This window comes from Curtobacterium sp. MCSS17_007, from assembly GCF_003234175.2.
GTDB lineage: Bacteria > Actinomycetota > Actinomycetes > Actinomycetales > Microbacteriaceae > Curtobacterium.
In genome coordinates this window covers 2827503-2846229 of sequence record NZ_CP126257.1, presented here as the reverse complement: position 1 = coordinate 2846229, position 18727 = coordinate 2827503, and the positions used below count along the sequence as shown (strand labels likewise).

The window sequence follows — 18727 nt, the reverse complement described above, 5'->3', positions numbered from 1 at the left end:
CTCTCTCGTGCCGTCGTCCAGCGCAGCAGCGCCGGACGGCCACCACTTGATTGAAGGAGCTCCGCATCACCGATCCCCGCACCAACGACCGAATCCGCGTTCCCGAGGTCCGACTCGTCGGCCCCCAGGGTGAGCAGGTCGGCGTTGTCCCGATCGCCATGGCCCTGCGTCTCGCGCAGGAAGCCGAACTGGATCTGGTCGAGGTCGCCCCGAACTCGAAGCCGCCCGTGGCCAAGATCATGGACTACGGCAAGTTCAAGTACGAGGCAGCGCAGAAGGCCAAGGAAGCGCGTCGCAACCAGGTGAACACCGACCTCAAGGAGGTCCGGTTCCGTCTGAAGATCGACGTGCACGACTACGAGACCAAGCGCAAGCGCGCCGAGGGCTTCCTCCTCGGCGGCGACAAGGTGAAGGCGATGATCCTCTTCCGCGGCCGCGAGCAGTCGCGTCCGGAGCAGGGCGTCCGTCTCCTCCAGAAGTTCGCCGAGGAGATCGCCGAGTTCGGCGTCGTCGAGTCGCGTCCGACCCAGGACGGCCGCAACATGACGATGATCATCGCCCCCCTCAAGAACAAGTCCGACGTCAAGGGCGAGCAGAACGCGAAGCGTGCTGCGCAGAAGGCCGAGCGTCGTGCGTCGGAGCACGCGGCGAAGGGCAAGGAGGCCGACGAGGCCACCGGGTCCGCGCCGGCCGAGGCTCCCGCCGAATAGGTCCTCCCCGGACCACCCCGCGACGACGCGGCTCCCCACCCACCCCACGGAAAGGCACCACGATGCCCAAGCAGAAGACCCACTCCGGGTCGAAGAAGCGCTTCAAGGTCACCGGTAGCGGCAAGATCATGAAGCAGCAGGCCGGTATGCGTCACAACCTCGAGGTCAAGAGCGCCAAGCGCAAGGCCCGCCTCAACGAGGACCAGGTCCTCGCGAAGGCCGACGCGAAGAACGTCAAGAAGCTTCTCGGCCACTGAGCCGGCGGAACGTAAAGGAACAGATCAATGGCACGTGTCAAGAGAGCGGTCAACGCCGCCAAGAAGCGTCGCGTCATCCTCGAGCGCGCCGAGGGCTACCGCGGCCAGCGTTCGCGCCTGTACCGCAAGGCGAAGGAGCAGGTCACCCACTCCCTCGTCTACGCGTACCGTGACCGTCACGCGAAGAAGGGCGAGTTCCGTCGCCTGTGGATCCAGCGCATCAACGCCGCGTCGCGCGCGAACGGCCTGACCTATAACCGCCTCATCCAGGGTCTGAACCTGGCCGGCGTCGAGGTCGACCGTCGCATCCTCGCGGACCTCGCGGTGAACAACCCCGAGACGTTCGCGGCGCTCGTCGAGACCGCCAAGAAGGCCCTGCCGGCCGACACCTCGGCCCCGAAGGCCGCGTAGTCACGCCAGCTGCACACGAGACCCCCGTCGTCCGCGACGGGGGTCTCGTCGTTCCCGGGCCGTTGGCGGTGGTTCCTAGACTGGTCGCGTGAGCGATCTCCTCGAGAACCCGAAGTCCGGACGTGTCAGGGCCGTCGCGGCCCTCGCGAAGAAGGACGTCCGCGCCGACACCGGGCTGTTCCTGCTCGAGGGACCGCAGGCAGTGCGTGAGGCGATCGAGTACGGCCCGGAGCTCCTCCGCGAGCTGTACGTGACACCGACGGCGGCCGCTCGCTACGGGCTCGACGACGCACCGGTCGACACCTGGTTCGTCACCGAGCAGGTGCTCGAGACCATGGCGGACACCGTGACGCCGCAGGGCGTCGTCGCGGTGTGCCAGCAGTTCCCGACCTCGGTGCGCGAGGTCTTCCCCGACCCCGGGTCGGTCGGTGCGGAGGCCCGGGGTGCTTCGGCGACGGAGGGCTCGCTGCCCGGGTTGGTCGCGATCCTCGAACAGGTGCGTGACCCCGGCAACGCCGGCACGATCATCCGTGCCGCCGACGCGGCCGGTGCCGACGCCGTGGTGCTGACCGGGCGCTCGGTGGACCCGTACAACCCGAAGGTGGTCCGGTCCACCACGGGGTCGCTCTTCCACGTGCCGGTCTCGGTCGGCGTGACGCTCGCCGACGCCGTCGCCCGGGCGAAGGCCCTCGGGTACACGGTCCTGGCGGCCGACGTGTCCGGCGACGACCTGCCGGAGGTCCGGGCGGACGGCATGCTCGACGGGCCGACCGCCTGGGTCTTCGGGAACGAGGCCCGCGGGCTCACCTCCGAGGACCTCGAGCTGGTCGACCGTGCCGTCAAGGTCCCGATCTACGGCAGGGCCGAGTCGATGAACCTCGCGACCGCAGCATCGGTGTGCCTGTACGAGTCGGCCTTCGCGCAGCGGGTCGCCCGGTCCTCCACAGACCGCTGACGCTCGCGTCCCTGCACCGTCCGAGCGGTGCAGGGATGCGGTATCCCGGCGGCCGGTAGGCTTGGGCCTCGTGTCAGAACACCTCGAGATCAGCGAACCGGCCGTCGCCGCCGCCGTGGACGGGGCCCTCGCCGCCGTCCGTGCCGCGACGACCGTTGCCGAGCTGAAGCAGGCCAGGGCCGAGCACACCGGGGAGCAGTCTCCGCTCGCACGGATGAACGCCGCCATGCGCAGCGTGCCGAAGGACCAGAAAGCCGCGGCGGGCAAGCTGGTCGGGCAGGCCCGCGCCCAGGTCAACCAGGCGGTCGCCGCGCAGGAGTCCGTCCTGGCCGAGGCCGAGGAGCGCGCGCGTCTCGAGTCCGAGCGCGTCGACGTCACCGCGCTGCCCGTCCGCCGGACGCCCGGATCCCGCCACCCGCTCTCGGTCCTCAACGAGACCGTCGCCGACATCTTCGTCGGCATGGGGTGGGAAGTGGCAGAGGGCCCGGAGCTCGAGCACGAGTGGTTCAACTTCGACGCCCTCAACTTCGACCCCGACCACCCCGCGCGGGCGATGGCGGACACGATCTTCGTCGAGCCGGTCGACCGGCACCTGGTGATGCGCACCCACACCTCCCCGGTGCAGGTGCGTTCGCTCCTGTCACGCGAGCTGCCGCTCTACGTGATCGCGCCGGGGCGCGTCTACCGTGCCGACGAGCTCGACGCCACGCACCTGCCGGTCTTCACCCAGGTCGAGGGCATCGCGATCGACAAGGGCCTGACGATGGCGCACCTGCGCGGCACGCTCGAGCACTTCGCCCGTCAGGTGTTCGGCGCCGAGGCCCAGATCCGGCTCCGCCCGAACTACTTCCCGTTCACCGAGCCCAGCGCCGAGATGGACGTCTGGCAGCCGAACGCCAAGGGCGGCGCGCGGTGGGTCGAGTGGGGCGGCTGCGGCATGGTGAACCCCAACGTCCTGCGCTCCGCCGGCATCGACCCGGACGAGTACCAGGGCTTCGCGTTCGGCATGGGCATCGAGCGGACGCTGCAGTTCCGCAACGGGCTCAACGACATGCGTGACTTCCTCGAGGGCGACATCCGCTTCTCGCAGCAGTTCGGAACGGTGGTCTGATGCGCGTCCCACTCCGTTGGCTCGGCGAGTCCGTCGACCTGCCCGACGACGTCACGCTCGAGCACGTCCACGCGGCACTCGTGTCGGTGGGCTTCGAGGAAGAAGACGTCCACACCTACGACCTCACCGGCCCGATCGTCGTCGGCCGCGTGCTCGAGCGTGTGCCCGAGCCGCAGAAGAACGGCAAGACGATCAACTGGTGCCAGGTCGACGTCGGCGAGCCCGAGCCGCGTGGCATCGTCTGCGGCGCCCACAACTTCGACGTCGGTGACCTCGTCGTCGTGACGCTCCCCGGGGCCGTGCTGCCCGGGCCGTTCCCGATCGCGGCGCGCAAGACCTACGGGCACGTGTCCGACGGCATGATCGCCTCGGCCCGCGAGCTCGGCCTCGGCGACGAGCACGACGGCATCCTCCGGTTCGCCGACCTCGGCATGGAGCCCGAGGTCGGTGCCGACGCCATCGCCCTGCTCGGGCTCGACGACGCCGCCGTCGAGATCAACGTCACCCCGGACCGCGGGTACGTGATGAGCATGCGCGGGGTCGCCCGCGAGTACGCCCACGCCACGGGTGCGAGCTTCCACGACCCGGCGGAGCGCGTGGCGCCCCGGTCGGGCGAGGGCTTCCGCGTCACCGTGGACGACCGGGCCCCGATCCGCGGCCGTGTCGGTGCGCACACCTTCGTGACGCGTGTCGTCCGCGGCATCGACCCGACGGCGAAGACCCCGGCGTGGATGGTGTCCCGCCTGTCGCTGGCGGGCGTCCGCTCGATCTCGCTGCCGGTCGACATCACGAACTACGTCATGTTCGAGCTCGGCCAGCCCCTGCACGGCTACGACCTCGCCGAGGTGGTCGGTGGGCTCGGCGTGCGCCGAGCGGCGGCGGGGGAGACCCTCGTCACCCTCGACGACACCACCCGCACGCTCGACCCCGAGGACCTCGTCATCACCGACGACGACGGCCCCGTGGGCCTCGCCGGCGTGATGGGCGGCGCCCGGACGGAGATCTCCGACACCACGACCGACGTCCTCATCGAGGCAGCCGGCTTCGACCAGGTCTCGATCGCGCGGACCGCCCGTCGGCACAAGCTGCCGAGCGAGGCGTCGAAGCGCTTCGAGCGCGGGGTCGACCCGCTCGTGGCCGAGGCCGCTGCGAACCGCGCGGTCGAGCTCCTCGTCGAGCTCGCCGGCGGGACGGCCGACGCGCTCGGGTCGACGCTCGTCGACGCCGCGCCCCGCCCGACCATCGCGATGCGCGCCGCCCGTCCTGCGGAGCTCGTCGGCGTCGAGTACACCGACGCCGAGGTCATCGACACGCTGCGCGCGATCGGCGCGACGGTCGACGTCGACGGCGAGCTGCTCGTCGTCACGCCGCCGTCCTGGCGCCCGGACCTGACCGACGACACCACCCTCGTCGAGGAAGTGGCCCGCATCGTCGGGTACGACCGGATCCCCAGCGTCCTGCCGATCGCCCCGCCCGGGCGCGGTCTGACCCGACACCAGCAGGCCCGCCGACGCGTGTCCGCGGCCCTCGCAGCGCAGGGCCTCGTCGAGGTCGTCACCGCGCCGTTCGTCTCGCAGGCGACCCAGGACGCCTACCCGGGCATCGAGGGGGACGGCGGACCGAGCGTCCGGCTCGCGAACGCCCTCGACAGCGAGCAGTCCCTGCTCCGCCGCAGTGGTCTGCCCGCGCTCGTCGATGCCGCTCGGCGCAACGTCTCCCGCGGGCTCGTCGACGTCGCCCTCTACGAGACCTCGCGGGTCTTCCTGCCGGCCACGGGCGTGCAGCTCGGCACCGAGACGGTGCCGGCCGGCGCCGCGCTGCCGGACCGCGAGACCCTCGCCGCCCTCGACGCGTCGCTCCCGCCCCAGCCGTTCCACGTCTCGGCGCTCCTCACCGGGAACCGCGTGGTGAAGCAGCCGGGCGTGCAGCCGGAGCCCTCCGGCATCGCGGACGCGGTCGACGTCGCCCGCGAGGTCGCCTGGGCGGTCGGCGTCGAGCTCCGGGTCGTGCAGACGACGCACCCGTCGCTGCACCCGGGTCGCGCGGCCTCGCTGCTCGTCGGCGACACCGTGGTCGGGGTGGCGGGCGAACTGCTGCCCGCACTGACCGAGGCCGCGGTGCTGCCCCGGGTCGTCGCCGTCGTCGAGCTCGACCTCGACGCGCTGGTCGCGGCGGCTCCGGACCTCGTGTCGGTCGCACCGATCGTGTCCTACCCGGCAGCGACGCAGGACCTCTCCCTCGTGGTGGGCGTCGACGTCCCGGCGGGCGACGTCCTCGAGACGGTGCGCCTCGGCGCCGGCGAGCTGCTGGAGTATGCTCGGCTCGTGGACGACTACCGGGGCACGGGCGTGGACGAGGGACAGAAGTCCCTGACGTTCGCCCTGCGCTTCCGTGCCACGGACCGCACGCTGACCGCTGCCGAGGCCTCCGAGGCCCGTGACGGCGCCGTCCGACGTGCCGGCGAGCGATTCGGGGCGACCCTGCGCGACTGATCCACCGGATCAGCACCGCCCGGGGCCGCCGCCTCCGACTCTCTCGACGACCAGTCCGACCAAAGGTGGAACCCATGTCCGTATCCGTCGCCGTGGCGGGAGCCTCCGGCTACGCGGGCGGTGAGCTCCTGCGCGTGCTCTCCGCCCACCCCGAGTTCGACGTCAGGACGGTGACGGCGTTCTCGAACGCCGGACAGCCGCTCATCGCCACGCAGCCGCACCTGCGTTCGCTGGCCCACCTGACCCTGGTCGAGACGACGGCGGAGAACCTCCGTGGGCACGACGTGGTCTTCCTCGCACTGCCGCACGGGCAGTCCGGGGCGATCACGGCGGAACTCGACGACGACACCCTCGTCGTGGACTGCGGCGCGGACCACCGGCTGACCGACCCGGCCGCGTGGGACGCCTTCTACGGCGGCGAGTACCACGGTGCATGGACGTACGGTCTGCCGGAGCTGCTGCACGCGGCGCCCGCACCGGGCACGGCCGAGGAATGGCGCGACGTGGACGACATCACGGGCCTCGGCCGTCAGCGGACCGAACTCGCGTCGACGAAGCGGATCGCGGTCCCGGGGTGCAACGTCACGGCCGTGACGCTCGGCATCCAGCCCGGCGTGCAGGCAGGCCTCGTCGAGACGGACGACATCGTCGCCGTGCTGAGCGTCGGCCCGAGCGGCGCGGGCAAGAAGCTCGCCACCACCTACCTGGCCTCCGAGATCATGGGCTCCGCGAGCGCGTACGCCGTGGGCGGGACGCACCGGCACATCCCCGAGATCCAGCAGAACCTGGTCGCCGCGGGCGCGGGCGACGTCCGGATCTCCTTCACCCCCGTGCTGGTCCCGATGTCGCGGGGCATCCTCGCGACGACCACCGCGAAGCTCTCGCCCGGTGTGAGCGCCCGCGACGTGCGGCTCGCCTGGGAGCAGGCCTACACGGACGAGCCCTTCGTGCACCTGCTGCCCGAGGGCGAGTTCCCCCGGACCGCGGACACCGTCGGCGCGAACACCGCGCTCGTCGGCATCACCGTCGACGAGGCCGCCGGACGTGTCGTCGCCGTGAGCGCCCTCGACAACCTCGCCAAGGGCACCGCCGGCGCCGCGGTGCAGTCGGCCAACATCGCCCTGGGCTTCCCGGAGACCCTCGGCCTCAACGTGGACGGAGTCGCACCGTGACCGACGTGAGCTCGACCACCCCGGCCGCAGCGGAGCTCCAGGGCGTGACCGCAGCCGCGGGGTTCCGTGCAGCAGGCGTCACCGCCGGACTCAAGGCGAGCGGGAAGCCCGACGTCGCCCTCGTCGTGAACGACGGACCCGACGCCGCCGCCGCGGCGGTCTTCACGAGCAACCGCGCGCAGGCGCACCCGGTGATCTGGTCGCGCCAGGTCGTCGGCGACGGCGTCGCCCGGGCCGTGGTGCTCAACTCCGGTGGCGCGAACTGCTTCACCGGACCGTTCGGCTTCCAGACCACGCACATGACGGCCGAAGCGGTCGGTGACGCGCTCGGCATCGGAGCCGGCGACGTCGTCGTCTGCTCGACGGGGCTGATCGGCCGCGGGGACCAGGCCTTCCGCGACGGCGTGCTGCGCGGCGTCGACCTCGCAGCTGCGGCGCTCGACAGCGACGGCGGCCCGGACGCCGCGACCGCGATCATGACGACCGACACGAAGCCGAAGCAGTCCGTGGTCACGCAGGACGGCTGGACGGTCGGCGGCATGGCGAAGGGTGCCGGCATGCTGGCGCCCGGCCTCGCGACCATGCTCGTCGTCATCACGACCGACGCCGTGCAGACGCCGGAGCAGCTCGACCAGGCGCTCCGCGCGGCCACCCGCGTCACCTTCGACCGCGTCGACTCGGACGGCTGCATGTCGACGAACGACACCGTCGTGCTGCTGTCGTCCGGCGCGAGCGGCACCACGCCAGGGGTCGGTGACTTCCAGGAGGCCCTGACCGCTGTCTGCGCCGACCTGGCCCGCCAGCTCCAGCAGGACGCCGAGGGCGCGAGCCACGACATCACGATCGAGGTCACCGGCGCGGTGTCCGAGGACGACGCCGTCACGGTCGGGCGCAGCGTCGCCCGGAACAACTTGTTCAAGGCCGCCGTGTTCGGCAACGACCCGAACTGGGGCCGGGTGCTCGCGGCGATCGGCACGACCGACGCCGAGTTCGACCCCTACGCGGTCGACGTGAGCATGAACGGTGTGCGCGTCTGCCACGCCGGCGCTCCGGACCGTCCGATCGACGAGGTCGACCTGACCCCCCGCGACACCCACGTCCTGATCGAGCTCGGGGTCGGTGCGCACGCGGCGACGATCCTGACCAACGACCTGACGCACGACTACGTCCACGAGAACAGCGCGTACTCCAGCTGATGACGAACGACCTGACCAAGGAAGAAGAGCACGAGCTCGCCGCCGTCAAGGCCGCGACGCTCATCGAGTCCCTGCCGTGGTTGAAGCGGTTCTCGGGCAAGACCGTCGTCGTGAAGTTCGGCGGCAACGCGATGGTGAACGACGACCTCAAGCGCGCGTTCGCCGAGGACATGGTCTACCTGCGCTACGCCGGCCTGCATCCCGTGGTCGTCCACGGCGGCGGCCCGCAGATCTCCGCCGCCCTCAAGGAGCAGGGCATCGAGTCGGAGTTCCGCGGCGGCTACCGGGTGACGACGACCGAGGCGATCACGGTGGTCCGTGACGTCCTCGCCGGCGAGGTCAACCGCGAGATCGTCGACCTCGTGAACGAGCACGGCGACGGCCTGGCCGTCGGGGTCTTCGGTGACGGCGGGTCCCTGTTCACCGGCGAGAAGAAGGGCGTCGTCGTCGACGGCGAGCACTTCGACCTCGGCCATGTCGGCGACATCACCCACGTCGATCCGTCCGGGGTCCTCGCCGCGATCGAGGCCGGCCGGATCCCGGTCGTCTCCAGCATCGCGATCGACGACGCGCATCCCGACCAGGCGCTCAACGTCAACGCCGACGCCGCGGCCGGCGCACTGGCGATCGCCCTCGGCGCCGCGAAGCTCATGATGCTGACGGACGTGCCCGGGCTGTACCGCAACTGGCCCGACCGTGACTCGATCATCGACCTCATCGCTGTCGACGAGCTGCGGGAGCTCCTGCCGACGCTGGAGTCGGGGATGATCCCCAAGATGACGGCGTGCCTCGACGCCGTGGTGGGCGGGGTCGGCGGCGCGACCATCATCGACGGCCGCATCCCGCACTCCATCCTGCTCGAGGTGTTCACCCTGCGTGGCGCGGGCACCGAGGTGATCCCGGACCCGAGCCGACGCACCGAGAACCAGAACACCCACGCCGAGGTGGGCCGACGCGTGCCCGAGTCCGCAGCGGACCCGGGCCGGCACGAAGCGGTCCACACCACGAGCACCACGCAGAAGGGGAACGAGCAGTGAGCACCGAGACGCAGACCCAGACCTGGAACGACCGGTTCGGGGCGTCGCTCATGCGATCCCTGACCCCGCCGAAGATCATGCTCGAGCGCGGCCAGGGCTGCCGTGTGTGGGACGTCGACGGCAACGAGTACCTCGACTTCCTCGCCGGCATCGCCGTCAACTCCCTCGGCCACGCCCACCCGGCCCTGGTCGAGGCCGTGGCCGACCAGGCCGCGAAGCTCGTGCACGTCTCGAACTACTTCGCGACGCCGCCGCAGCTCGAGCTCGCCGAGCGCCTCAAGCGCATCACCGGCGCGGGGGACGCCGGTCGCGTGTACTTCGGCAACTCCGGTGCCGAGGCGAACGAGGCCGCGTTCAAGCTCGCACGGCTGAACAAGGGCGCGGACGGCCGCAAGACTCGCATCCTCGCGCTGAAGCAGGGCTTCCACGGCCGGACCATGGGGGCCCTGGCGCTCACCGGCAAGCCGGCACTGCAGGAGGACTTCCTGCCGATGGTCCCCGGCGTCGAGCACATCGACTCGACGGTCGAGGCGCTCGAGGCCGCGATCGACGACACCGTCGCCGCGCTCATCCTCGAGCCGATCAAGGGCGAGGCCGGCGTCGTCGACCTGCCCGAGGGCTTCCTGCAGGCCGCGCGGCGTCTGACCGAGGAGCACGGCGCCCTGTTCATCCTCGACGAGATCCAGACGGGTGTCGGCCGGACGGGCAACTGGTTCACCTTCCAGGGCCACGGCTTCACCCCGGACGCCGTCACGATCGCCAAGGGCATCGCGGGCGGTTTCCCGATCGGCGCACTCGTGACATTCGGGTGGGCGTCCGAGCTGTTCTCGGCCGGTCAGCACGGTTCCACCTTCGGCGGCAACCCGCTCGGCACGCGGGTCGCCAACGCGGTGCTGGCGGAGATCGAGCGCGCCGACCTCGTCGCCGGAGCGGTGACGAAGGGGGAGCGCATCCGTGCCGGCATCGCCGGCCTCGGTTCCCCGCTGGTGCAGGAGGTCCGCGGGACGGGCCTGCTCGTCGGTGTCGGTCTGACCGGCCCCGTCGGCCCGGCCGTCAACGCCGCTGCGCTCCAGCGCGGCCTCATCATCAACGCCCCGAACGAGTCGAGCCTGCGCATCGCACCGCCGCTCGTCGTGTCCGACGCCGAGATCGACGAGTTCGTGTCGATCCTCGGTGAGAGCCTCGCCGCCGTCGCCGCCGAGCACGCCGGCACCGACCAGGGCACCGCGACCCAGGAGACCTCCGCATGACCCGCCACTTCCTCCGGGACGACGACCTGACCCAGGCCGAGCAGTCCGCCATCCTCGACCTCGCGGCCCAGATGAAGGGTGACCGCTGGGGCGAGAAGCCCCTCGCCGGTCCGCAGACCGTCGCGGTCATCTTCGACAAGTCGTCGACCCGCACCCGGGTGTCGTTCCACGTCGGCATCTCGGACCTCGGCGGCAGCCCGCTCGTCATCACGACGGCGAACAGCCAGCTCGGTGGCAAGGAGACCCCCTCGGACACCGCCCGCGTGCTCGAGCGCATGGTCTCCGCCATCGTGTGGCGCACCTACGCGCAGTCCGGGCTCGAGGAGATGGCCGAGGGCACCCGCGTGCCCGTGGTGAACGCCCTGTCGGACGACTTCCACCCGTGCCAGCTCCTCGCCGACCTGCTGACGATCCGGGAGCACCGCGGCACCCTCGCCGGGCAGACCGTCGCCTTCATCGGGGACGGCGCCAGCAACATGGCGCAGTCGTACCTGCTCGCCGGCGCGACCGCGGGCATGCACGTCCGCGTGGCAGCGCCCTCGGCGTTCAGCCCGGAGCCGCAGGTCGTCACCGACGCCGAGCACCGCGCTGCCGAGACCGGCGGGTCCGTGCTCGTGGTCACCGATCCGGTCGCCGCGGTCGCCGGCGCGGACGTCGTGGTCACCGACACCTGGGTCTCGATGGGCAAGGAGGACGAGAAGCAGTCGCGCCTCGACACCTTCGCGGGCTACCGCGTCGACGACGAGCTGATGGCGCACGCCGCGGACGACGCCGTCTTCCTGCACTGCCTGCCGGCCGACCGCGGGTTCGAGGTCACGGCCGAGGTCATCGACGGGCCGCGCAGCATCATCTGGGACGAGGCGGAGAACCGGCTGCACGCGCAGAAGGCCCTGCTCGCCTGGCTGCTCGCCGCCAACGCCACGGGCGCCCCGGCGGCCGTCGCGTCGACGTCGGCCTGACGCGACGGGAGCCCCGGGTGACCGACCGCATCGTCGTGGCCTGCTCCGCCGGGGTCGACCCGGCGGCGGCGGTCGAGCAGTTCGGGGTCGACCACGAGGTCCTGGTGCTCGTCGTCGACGTCGGCGGCCGATCGCGCGAGGTCGACGCCGTCCGTGACCGTGCGCGGGCGGCAGGAGCGGTCGACGCGATCGTGGTGGACGCCCGGACCGAGTACGCCGAGCAGTTCGTCGTCGCGGCCGTCCGCGCGAACGCCGGCGGCCCCGGTCGTCCCCTCGTCCCGGCGCTCCGACGGCCGCTCGTGGCCGACCACCTCGTCCGGACCGCGCGGCAGCTCGGCGCCGTGGCGGTCGCACACCTGACCCTCGCACCGGACGACGTCGCGCTCGCGGCGGCGGTGGCCGGGGCCGACCCCGACCTGCCGGTCCTCGCGGTGCCGGCCGCCGTGGTGCCCGGCACGGGGACGGAGCACGACCTGTGGGGGCGGCTCGTCACCGAACCGGACCTCGACGACCCCTGGACGGCGGCGGACCCGGCGGACTGGGCCCGGACCCAGGACCCGGGCGACGCTCCTGCTGCGGACGAGGTCACCGTCACGTTCGAGCACGGCGTCCCGGTCGCCCTGGACGGCCAGCGCTTCACGGTGCTCCGCCTGCTCCAGGAGATCGACGCCCTCGCCGGCCGGCACGGCATCGGTCGGCACGACCTCGTCGAGGACCTGCTCGACGGTCGCAAGGTCCGCCGGGTCGTCGAGACCCCCGGCGCGACCGTGCTCGTCGCCGCGCACGAGGACCTCGAACGCCTGACCCTCGAGCGGGACGTCCTGCGCGTGAAGCAGGGTGTGGACCGCGAGTGGGCCGACCTCGTCGACGGCGGGCGGTGGGCGAGTGGCCTCCGCCGGGCAGTCGACGCCTTCGTCGAGGAGACGCAGCGGCACGTCTCCGGTGACGTCCGACTCCTGCTCCACGGGGGCGCCGCGACCGTGACCGGACGGCGGTCGGGGCAGAGCCTCTACGACTTCGAGCTCGCCGCGGCCGTGACGGACGCGCCGGTCGCGCTCGCCACCGCCTGGGCCCGCCCCGGGCGCACGGCCGCGCGCCGAGACCGGGCGAACTGACCGGGCTGGACCGGACCGGACCGGACTGACCGGGCGAGCCCACCGAGCACCAGCACCGCACGAGCACCAGCACGAGCACCAGCACCAGCACCAGCACCACGACCAGCACCTCGACCAGCACCGACGACCTCCCAGGCAGGACGACATGACCGACGCGACCCAGCCCGCCAAGACCGACGCCACGAACACCGGTGCACTCTGGGGCGGCCGCTTCGCCGACGGCCCGAGCGCCGAGCTCGCCGCGCTGTCCCGCTCGACGCAGTTCGACTGGCAGCTCGCGCCCTACGACATCGCGGGGTCGCGCGCCCACGCCCGGGCCCTCCACACGGCCGGCTACCTGACGGCGGACGAGCTCGAGCGGATGCTCGCCGGCCTCGACCGGCTCGAGGCCGCGCACGCCGACGGCTCCCTGCAGCCGGACGACGGCGACGAGGACGTCCACGGTGCCCTCGAGCGGCTGCTCATCGCCGATCTCGGCCCCGAGCTCGGCGGCAAGCTCCGCGCGGGCCGGAGCCGCAACGACCAGATCGCCACCCTCGGCCGCATGCACATGCTCGACCACGGGCGTCGGATCGGTCGGCTCGTGATCGACCTGGTGGACGCGATCTCGCAGCAGGCGAGCGAGCACCCGGGCGCGATCATGCCGGGCCGCACGCACCTGCAGCACGCGCAGCCGGTCCTCCTCGCGCACCACCTCCTCGCGCACGCGTGGCCGCTCGTCCGCGACCTCGAGCGCCTGCGCGACTGGGCGGACCGCGCGAGCGTGAGCCCCTACGGCGCCGGCGCCCTCGCGGGCAGCTCACTCGGGCTCGACCCTGCGGCGATCGCGCGCGAGCTCGGCTTCGCCCGGCCGGCCGACAACTCGATCGACGCCACCGCCGCCCGCGACGTGGTGGCCGAGTTCGCCTTCGTGCTGGCACAGATCGGCATCGACGTGTCCCGCCTGGCGGAGGAGGTGATCCTCTGGAACACGAAGGAGTTCGGTTTCGTCCGCCTCCACGACGCCTTCTCGACCGGGTCGAGCATCATGCCGCAGAAGAAGAACCCGGACATCGCCGAGCTGGCGCGCGGCAAGTCCGGACGCCTGGTCGGCAACCTCACGGGGCTCCTCACCACGCTGAAGGGCCTCCCGCTCGCGTACAACCGCGACCTGCAGGAGGACAAGGAGCCCGTGTTCGACTCGGTCGCCCAGCTCGAGGTCCTGCTGCCGGCCTTCACGGGGATGATCGCCACGCTGACGTTCGACACGGACCGCATGGCAGCGCTGGCGCCCCAGGGCTTCTCGCTCGCCACCGACGTCGCCGAGTGGCTCGTGCGGCAGGGCGTGCCCTTCCGCGACGCCCACGAGATCTCGGGTGCGCTGGTCCGCCACTGCGAGGAACGCGGCATCGAGCTCGACGATCCGACCGATGACGAGTACCGCGCGGTCTCCGAGCACCTCACCCCGGAGGTGCGCCAGGTCCTCACGATCGAGGGGAGCGTCGCCTCGCGTGCCGGTGCGGGTGGGACCGCTCCCGCGCGGGTCACCGAACAGCTCGCATCCCTGACCCGTCGCGTCCACGACCTGGCCGAGGGCGCCCCCTTCACCCGATGACGGCCGCGTCGCTCGCCCTGCTGTCGGAGCCTGCGCCGGTCTGCGCTCCGGCGCTGCTCGGGGCGACGATCTCCGGTCGCGGGGTCTCGCTGCGGATCACCGAGGTCGAGGCGTACTGGGGACCGACCGACCCCGGCTCGCACGGTCACCGCGGGCAGACTCCACGGAACCGCCACCTGTTCGGACCGCCGGGCACCCTCTACGCGTACCGCTCGTACGGCATCCACACGTGCGTCAACGTGGTGAGCGGGCCGGCCGGCACGTCGTCCGGCTCGCTCCTCCGGGGTGCGGCCGTGGTCGACGGACTCGAGCTGGCCCGCGAGCGGCGCGGGCCGTCGATCGCGGACGCCGCACTGGCCCGCGGCCCCGGGAACCTCGGGAGCGCGCTCGGCGCGGTCCTCGGCGAGGACGACGGCACGTCCCTGCTCGACGGGACGGGCCCGTTCACCCTGACGCTGGCACCCGGTCTGGAGGCACGGCTCGCCGCCGCCGACCCGGCCGACGTGGTCGGGGCCCTCCTCCGCGACACCGTCCCCGGCCCCGGCGGTCCGGTCCCGCGCATCTCGCGCGGTCCGCGCACCGGCGTCGCCGGTGTCGCGGGTGGCGCGTCGTTCCCGTGGCGCTTCTGGATCACCGGTGACCCGACGGTGTCGACGTACCGACGGCACCGACGCGCGGTCGACTGACGGAGCTGCGCCGCGCCTCCCGGCCGTCGCCCGGTGGCTACGATGGTCGGGTGTCCAGCGCAACCGATCCCGATGTCCTGACACGCCAGCAGAACGATCCCACCTTCGCCTCGGTGTGGGACGAACTGCGCTGGCGCGGTCTGGTGCACGTCTCCACCGACGAGACGGCACTCCAGGAGGCCCTCGACGGCGAGCCGGTCACGTACTACTGCGGCTTCGACCCGACCGCGCCCTCCCTGCACTGCGGCAACCTGCTGCAGCTGTTGACGATGCGCCGGCTGCAGCTCGCCGGGCACAAGCCGCTGGCGCTCGTCGGTGGGTCGACGGGGCTCATCGGCGACCCGCGCCCGACGGCGGAGCGGACCCTGAACACGCCGGAGACCGTCGCCGAGTGGGTGAGCCGACTGCAGGCGCAGGTGTCCCGGTTCCTCAGCCCGGACGGCGACAACGGGGTGCGACTCGTCAACAACCTCGACTGGACGGCGCCGCTGTCCGCCATCGACTTCCTGCGCGACATCGGCAAGTACTTCCGCGTGAACACCATGCTGAAGAAGGACGCCGTCGCCGCACGCCTGAACTCCGACGCCGGGATCAGCTACACCGAGTTCAGCTACCAGATCCTGCAGGGGCTGGACTACCGCGAGCTCTACCGTCAGTACGGCTGCACGCTGCAGACCGGTGGTTCCGACCAGTGGGGCAACCTGACCTCGGGGACCGAGCTGATCCGCCGGACCGAGGGGGTGTCGGTGCACGCTATGGGCACGCCGCTCATCACGAACTCGGACGGCACGAAGTTCGGCAAGAGCGAGGGCAACGCGATCTGGCTCGACGCCGAGATGACGTCGCCCTACGCCTTCTACCAGTTCTGGCTCAACACGGCGGACGCCGACGTGGTGGCGCGGTTGCGCGAGTTCACGTTCCTCGACCGCGCCGAGATCGAACGGCTCGAGCGGGCGGTGGCGGACGAGCCCTTCCGGCGGGAGGCACAGCGGACCCTCGCGTTCGAGGTGACGTCGCTGGTGCACGGAGTCGCCGCGACCGAGGCGGCGATCGACGCTTCGGCGGCGCTGTTCGGCAACGGCGACCTGGCCGCGCTCGATGCGGCGACCCTGGGTGCAGCCGTCGCGGAGCTGCCGGGGACGGTGGCGCTGTCCGGTGACGCGGACGTGGCGCGGGCCCTGGTCGAGACCGGGCTCGTGAAGTCCCTCGGCGAGGCGCGCCGCGCGGTCGACCAGGGCGGCGTGTACGTGAACAACACCCGCGCCGAGGACGCCGGCGTCCGGCTGTCGGGTCTCGCACTGCCCGGGGGAGTGGTCGTGCTCCGCCGTGGCAAGAAGACCCTGGCGGGCGTGACGCTCGCGTAGCTGGCACACTGCGGTGCACCCGGTGCCCGGTCTCCCGACGGAGGCCGGGCACCGCTGCGTCCGGGGAAGTTGCACAACGCGACACGCCCGGGAGTGGGGGCGGTTGGCGCTCTCGCCCGGTGCTGCGTAGAGTTCTTACTCGTCACCCCAAAGGTGCGGCGGAGCGGCTGGAGCGAGAGCCCAGAGCCTGCCGGCCTCAAGCGGGACCATCCTCCACCGAAGTTCAGATCGGGTCTTGCACTCGATCGCTTCGACGCTTAGGATGACTACTCCACCGGCCCTCTCCTACGGGATGAGCCACAGGACCTCGGTCCGACGAGTTGCCGGTGACAACCAAGAACACAAAGCCCCTCTGGCGGAGCTCCTTCTGGAGTCGAGTGGGGGGTGCGTCTGGTCCTTGAGAACTCAACAGCGTGCACATTGTCAATGCCAATTATTTTGACCCCGTGCCTGGCCTGCTTCGGTGGGTTGGGTCGGAGACAATTCCTTTTGGATTGAAGATTGTCCAGTGGACAGTCAACGGTCAGTATCAACTCGGCCTGCTGCTTCGGTGGTGGGTTGGTAATTTTTTTTACGGAGAGTTTGATCCTGGCTCAGGACGAACGCTGGCGGCGTGCTTAACACATGCAAGTCGAACGATGATCAGGAGCTTGCTCCTGTGATTAGTGGCGAACGGGTGAGTAACACGTGAGTAACCTGCCCCTGACTCTGGGATAAGCGTTGGAAACGACGTCTAATACTGGATATGATCACTGGCCGCATGGTCTGGTGGTGGAAAGATTTTTTGGTTGGGGATGGACTCGCGGCCTATCAGCTTGTTGGTGAGGTAATGGCTCACCAAGGCGACGACGGGTAGCCGGCCTGAGAGGGTGACCGGCCACACTGGGACTGAGACACGGCCCAGACTCCTACGGGAGGCAGCAGTGGGGAATATTGCACAATGGGCGAAAGCCTGATGCAGCAACGCCGCGTGAGGGATGACGGCCTTCGGGTTGTAAACCTCTTTTAGTAGGGAAGAAGCGAAAGTGACGGTACCTGCAGAAAAAGCACCGGCTAACTACGTGCCAGCAGCCGCGGTAATACGTAGGGTGCAAGCGTTGTCCGGAATTATTGGGCGTAAAGAGCTCGTAGGCGGTTTGTCGCGTCTGCTGTGAAATCCCGAGGCTCAACCTCGGGCTTGCAGTGGGTACGGGCAGACTAGAGTGCGGTAGGGGAGATTGGAATTCCTGGTGTAGCGGTGGAATGCGCAGATATCAGGAGGAACACCGATGGCGAAGGCAGATCTCTGGGCCGTAACTGACGCTGAGGAGCGAAAGCGTGGGGAGCGAACAGGATTAGATACCCTGGTAGTCCACGCCGTAAACGTTGGGCGCTAGATGTAGGGACCTTTCCACGGTTTCTGTGTCGTAGCTAACGCATTAAGCGCCCCGCCTGGGGAGTACGGCCGCAAGGCTAAAACTCAAAGGAATTGACGGGGGCCCGCACAAGCGGCGGAGCATGCGGATTAATTCGATGCAACGCGAAGAACCTTACCAAGGCTTGACATACACCGGAAACGGCCAGAGATGGTCGCCCCCTTGTGGTCGGTGTACAGGTGGTGCATGGTTGTCGTCAGCTCGTGTCGTGAGATGTTGGGTTAAGTCCCGCAACGAGCGCAACCCTCGTTCTATGTTGCCAGCGCGTTATGGCGGGGACTCATAGGAGACTGCCGGGGTCAACTCGGAGGAAGGTGGGGATGACGTCAAATCATCATGCCCCTTATGTCTTGGGCTTCACGCATGCTACAATGGCCGGTACAAAGGGCTGCGATACCGTAAGGTGGAGCGAATCCCAAAAAGCCGGTCTCAGTTCGGATTGAGGTCTGCAACTCGACCTCATGAAGTCGGAGTCGCTAGTAATCGCAGATCAGCAACGCTGCGGTGAATACGTTCCCGGGCCTTGTACACACCGCCCGTCAAGTCATGAAAGTCGGTAACACCCGAAGCCGGTGGCCTAACCCTTGTGGAAGGAGCCGTCGAAGGTGGGATCGGTGATTAGGACTAAGTCGTAACAAGGTAGCCGTACCGGAAGGTGCGGCTGGATCACCTCCTTTCTAAGGAGCATCTGGTTCCAGTTCGCTGGGATCCAGGCGCCGTTTCGGACCGAACGTGTCCGACGGTTAGCTCATGGGTGGAACATTGACAGTGCAGTCGGGAGCGCGTCTTCCGGTCTTAGTACGCCAGTTCGCTGGTTGGAAGGGGTCGGGGGTGAGCGGGTCGGCTGGTGCACGTTGTTGGGTCCTGAGGGACCAGGCTTCCTGCCGGTTGGTGTCTTCGGATGCTGGCGTTGGTAGGGGTTGGGCCGGAACGGTCCTTCGGTGGGCCACGTGAAGCGGACTGGTTTGGTTCGGGGAGTGTGGTGCCGATCGTATGTTGAGAA

Annotated in this window: 15 protein-coding genes and 1 rRNA gene; all 16 read left to right on the top strand. The window is 70.3% G+C overall.

Annotated elements, in window-relative coordinates; translation table 11 throughout:
* Positions 1–50 precede the first annotated feature (50 nt).
* The 16 genes from infC (at position 51) to DEJ22_RS13405 (ending at position 18401) form a co-directional block, all read left to right on the top strand.
* Positions 51–710, top strand: coding sequence for a translation initiation factor IF-3 (gene infC, locus DEJ22_RS13480; RefSeq protein ID WP_111228431.1), 660 nt, complete (start codon positions 51–53; stop codon positions 708–710).
* 62 nt (positions 711–772) lie between these two features.
* A complete protein-coding gene (rpmI, locus tag DEJ22_RS13475) occupies positions 773–967 on the top strand; it encodes a 50S ribosomal protein L35 (protein ID WP_022903519.1) in 195 nt (64 codons plus the stop codon).
* A gap of 27 nt (positions 968–994) precedes the next feature.
* Positions 995–1378, top strand: coding sequence for a 50S ribosomal protein L20 (gene rplT / locus DEJ22_RS13470; RefSeq protein WP_111228432.1), 384 nt, complete (start codon positions 995–997; stop codon positions 1376–1378).
* Positions 1379–1466: 88 nt separating this feature from the next.
* The gene (locus DEJ22_RS13465; RefSeq protein WP_111228433.1) at positions 1467–2333 is read left to right on the top strand and encodes a TrmH family RNA methyltransferase; all 867 of its coding nucleotides are present in this window, start codon (positions 1467–1469) and stop codon (positions 2331–2333) included.
* A gap of 70 nt (positions 2334–2403) precedes the next feature.
* Entirely contained in the window at positions 2404–3444 is a 1041-nt protein-coding gene (pheS, locus tag DEJ22_RS13460; RefSeq protein ID WP_111228446.1) for a phenylalanine--tRNA ligase subunit alpha, read from the top strand.
* The gene (pheT, locus tag DEJ22_RS13455) at positions 3444–5936 is read left to right on the top strand and encodes a phenylalanine--tRNA ligase subunit beta (RefSeq protein WP_111228434.1); all 2493 of its coding nucleotides are present in this window, start codon (positions 3444–3446) and stop codon (positions 5934–5936) included. The genes pheS and pheT overlap by 1 nt, the downstream gene beginning before the upstream one ends.
* Before the next feature lie 74 nt (positions 5937–6010).
* Positions 6011–7108, top strand: a complete 1098-nt coding sequence (locus DEJ22_RS13450) for an N-acetyl-gamma-glutamyl-phosphate reductase (protein ID WP_111228435.1) — start codon at positions 6011–6013, stop codon at positions 7106–7108.
* Positions 7109–7113: 5 nt separating this feature from the next.
* Positions 7114–8304 (top strand): bifunctional glutamate N-acetyltransferase/amino-acid acetyltransferase ArgJ, encoded by a 1191-nt coding sequence (gene argJ / locus DEJ22_RS13445; RefSeq protein ID WP_284174735.1) that lies wholly within the window; start codon positions 7114–7116, stop codon positions 8302–8304.
* Positions 8304–9341: an acetylglutamate kinase gene (gene argB, locus DEJ22_RS13440; RefSeq protein ID WP_258379741.1), complete on the top strand. Its 1038-nt coding sequence runs from the start codon at positions 8304–8306 to the stop codon at positions 9339–9341. The genes argJ and argB overlap by 1 nt, the downstream gene beginning before the upstream one ends.
* On the top strand, positions 9338–10591 hold the full coding sequence (locus DEJ22_RS13435; RefSeq protein ID WP_111228436.1) for an acetylornithine transaminase: 1254 nt from the start codon (positions 9338–9340) through the stop codon (positions 10589–10591). Before argB ends, DEJ22_RS13435 begins: the two co-directional genes overlap by 4 nt.
* Positions 10588–11550: an ornithine carbamoyltransferase gene (gene argF / locus DEJ22_RS13430; protein ID WP_111228437.1), complete on the top strand. Its 963-nt coding sequence runs from the start codon at positions 10588–10590 to the stop codon at positions 11548–11550. The genes DEJ22_RS13435 and argF overlap by 4 nt, the downstream gene beginning before the upstream one ends.
* A gap of 17 nt (positions 11551–11567) precedes the next feature.
* A complete protein-coding gene (locus DEJ22_RS13425; RefSeq protein ID WP_111228438.1) occupies positions 11568–12665 on the top strand; it encodes an argininosuccinate synthase domain-containing protein in 1098 nt (365 codons plus the stop codon).
* Positions 12666–12810: 145 nt separating this feature from the next.
* Positions 12811–14259 (top strand): argininosuccinate lyase, encoded by a 1449-nt coding sequence (argH, locus tag DEJ22_RS13420; RefSeq protein ID WP_111228439.1) that lies wholly within the window; start codon positions 12811–12813, stop codon positions 14257–14259.
* Complete coding sequence (locus DEJ22_RS13415; RefSeq protein ID WP_111228440.1) at positions 14256–14945, top strand: DNA-3-methyladenine glycosylase; 690 nt, start codon at positions 14256–14258, stop codon at positions 14943–14945. The genes argH and DEJ22_RS13415 overlap by 4 nt, the downstream gene beginning before the upstream one ends.
* 50 nt (positions 14946–14995) lie before the next feature.
* Positions 14996–16309: a tyrosine--tRNA ligase gene (tyrS, locus tag DEJ22_RS13410; RefSeq protein WP_111228441.1), complete on the top strand. Its 1314-nt coding sequence runs from the start codon at positions 14996–14998 to the stop codon at positions 16307–16309.
* 570 nt (positions 16310–16879) lie between these two features.
* Positions 16880–18401 (top strand): 16S ribosomal RNA (locus DEJ22_RS13405).
* Positions 18402–18727 lie beyond the last annotated feature (326 nt).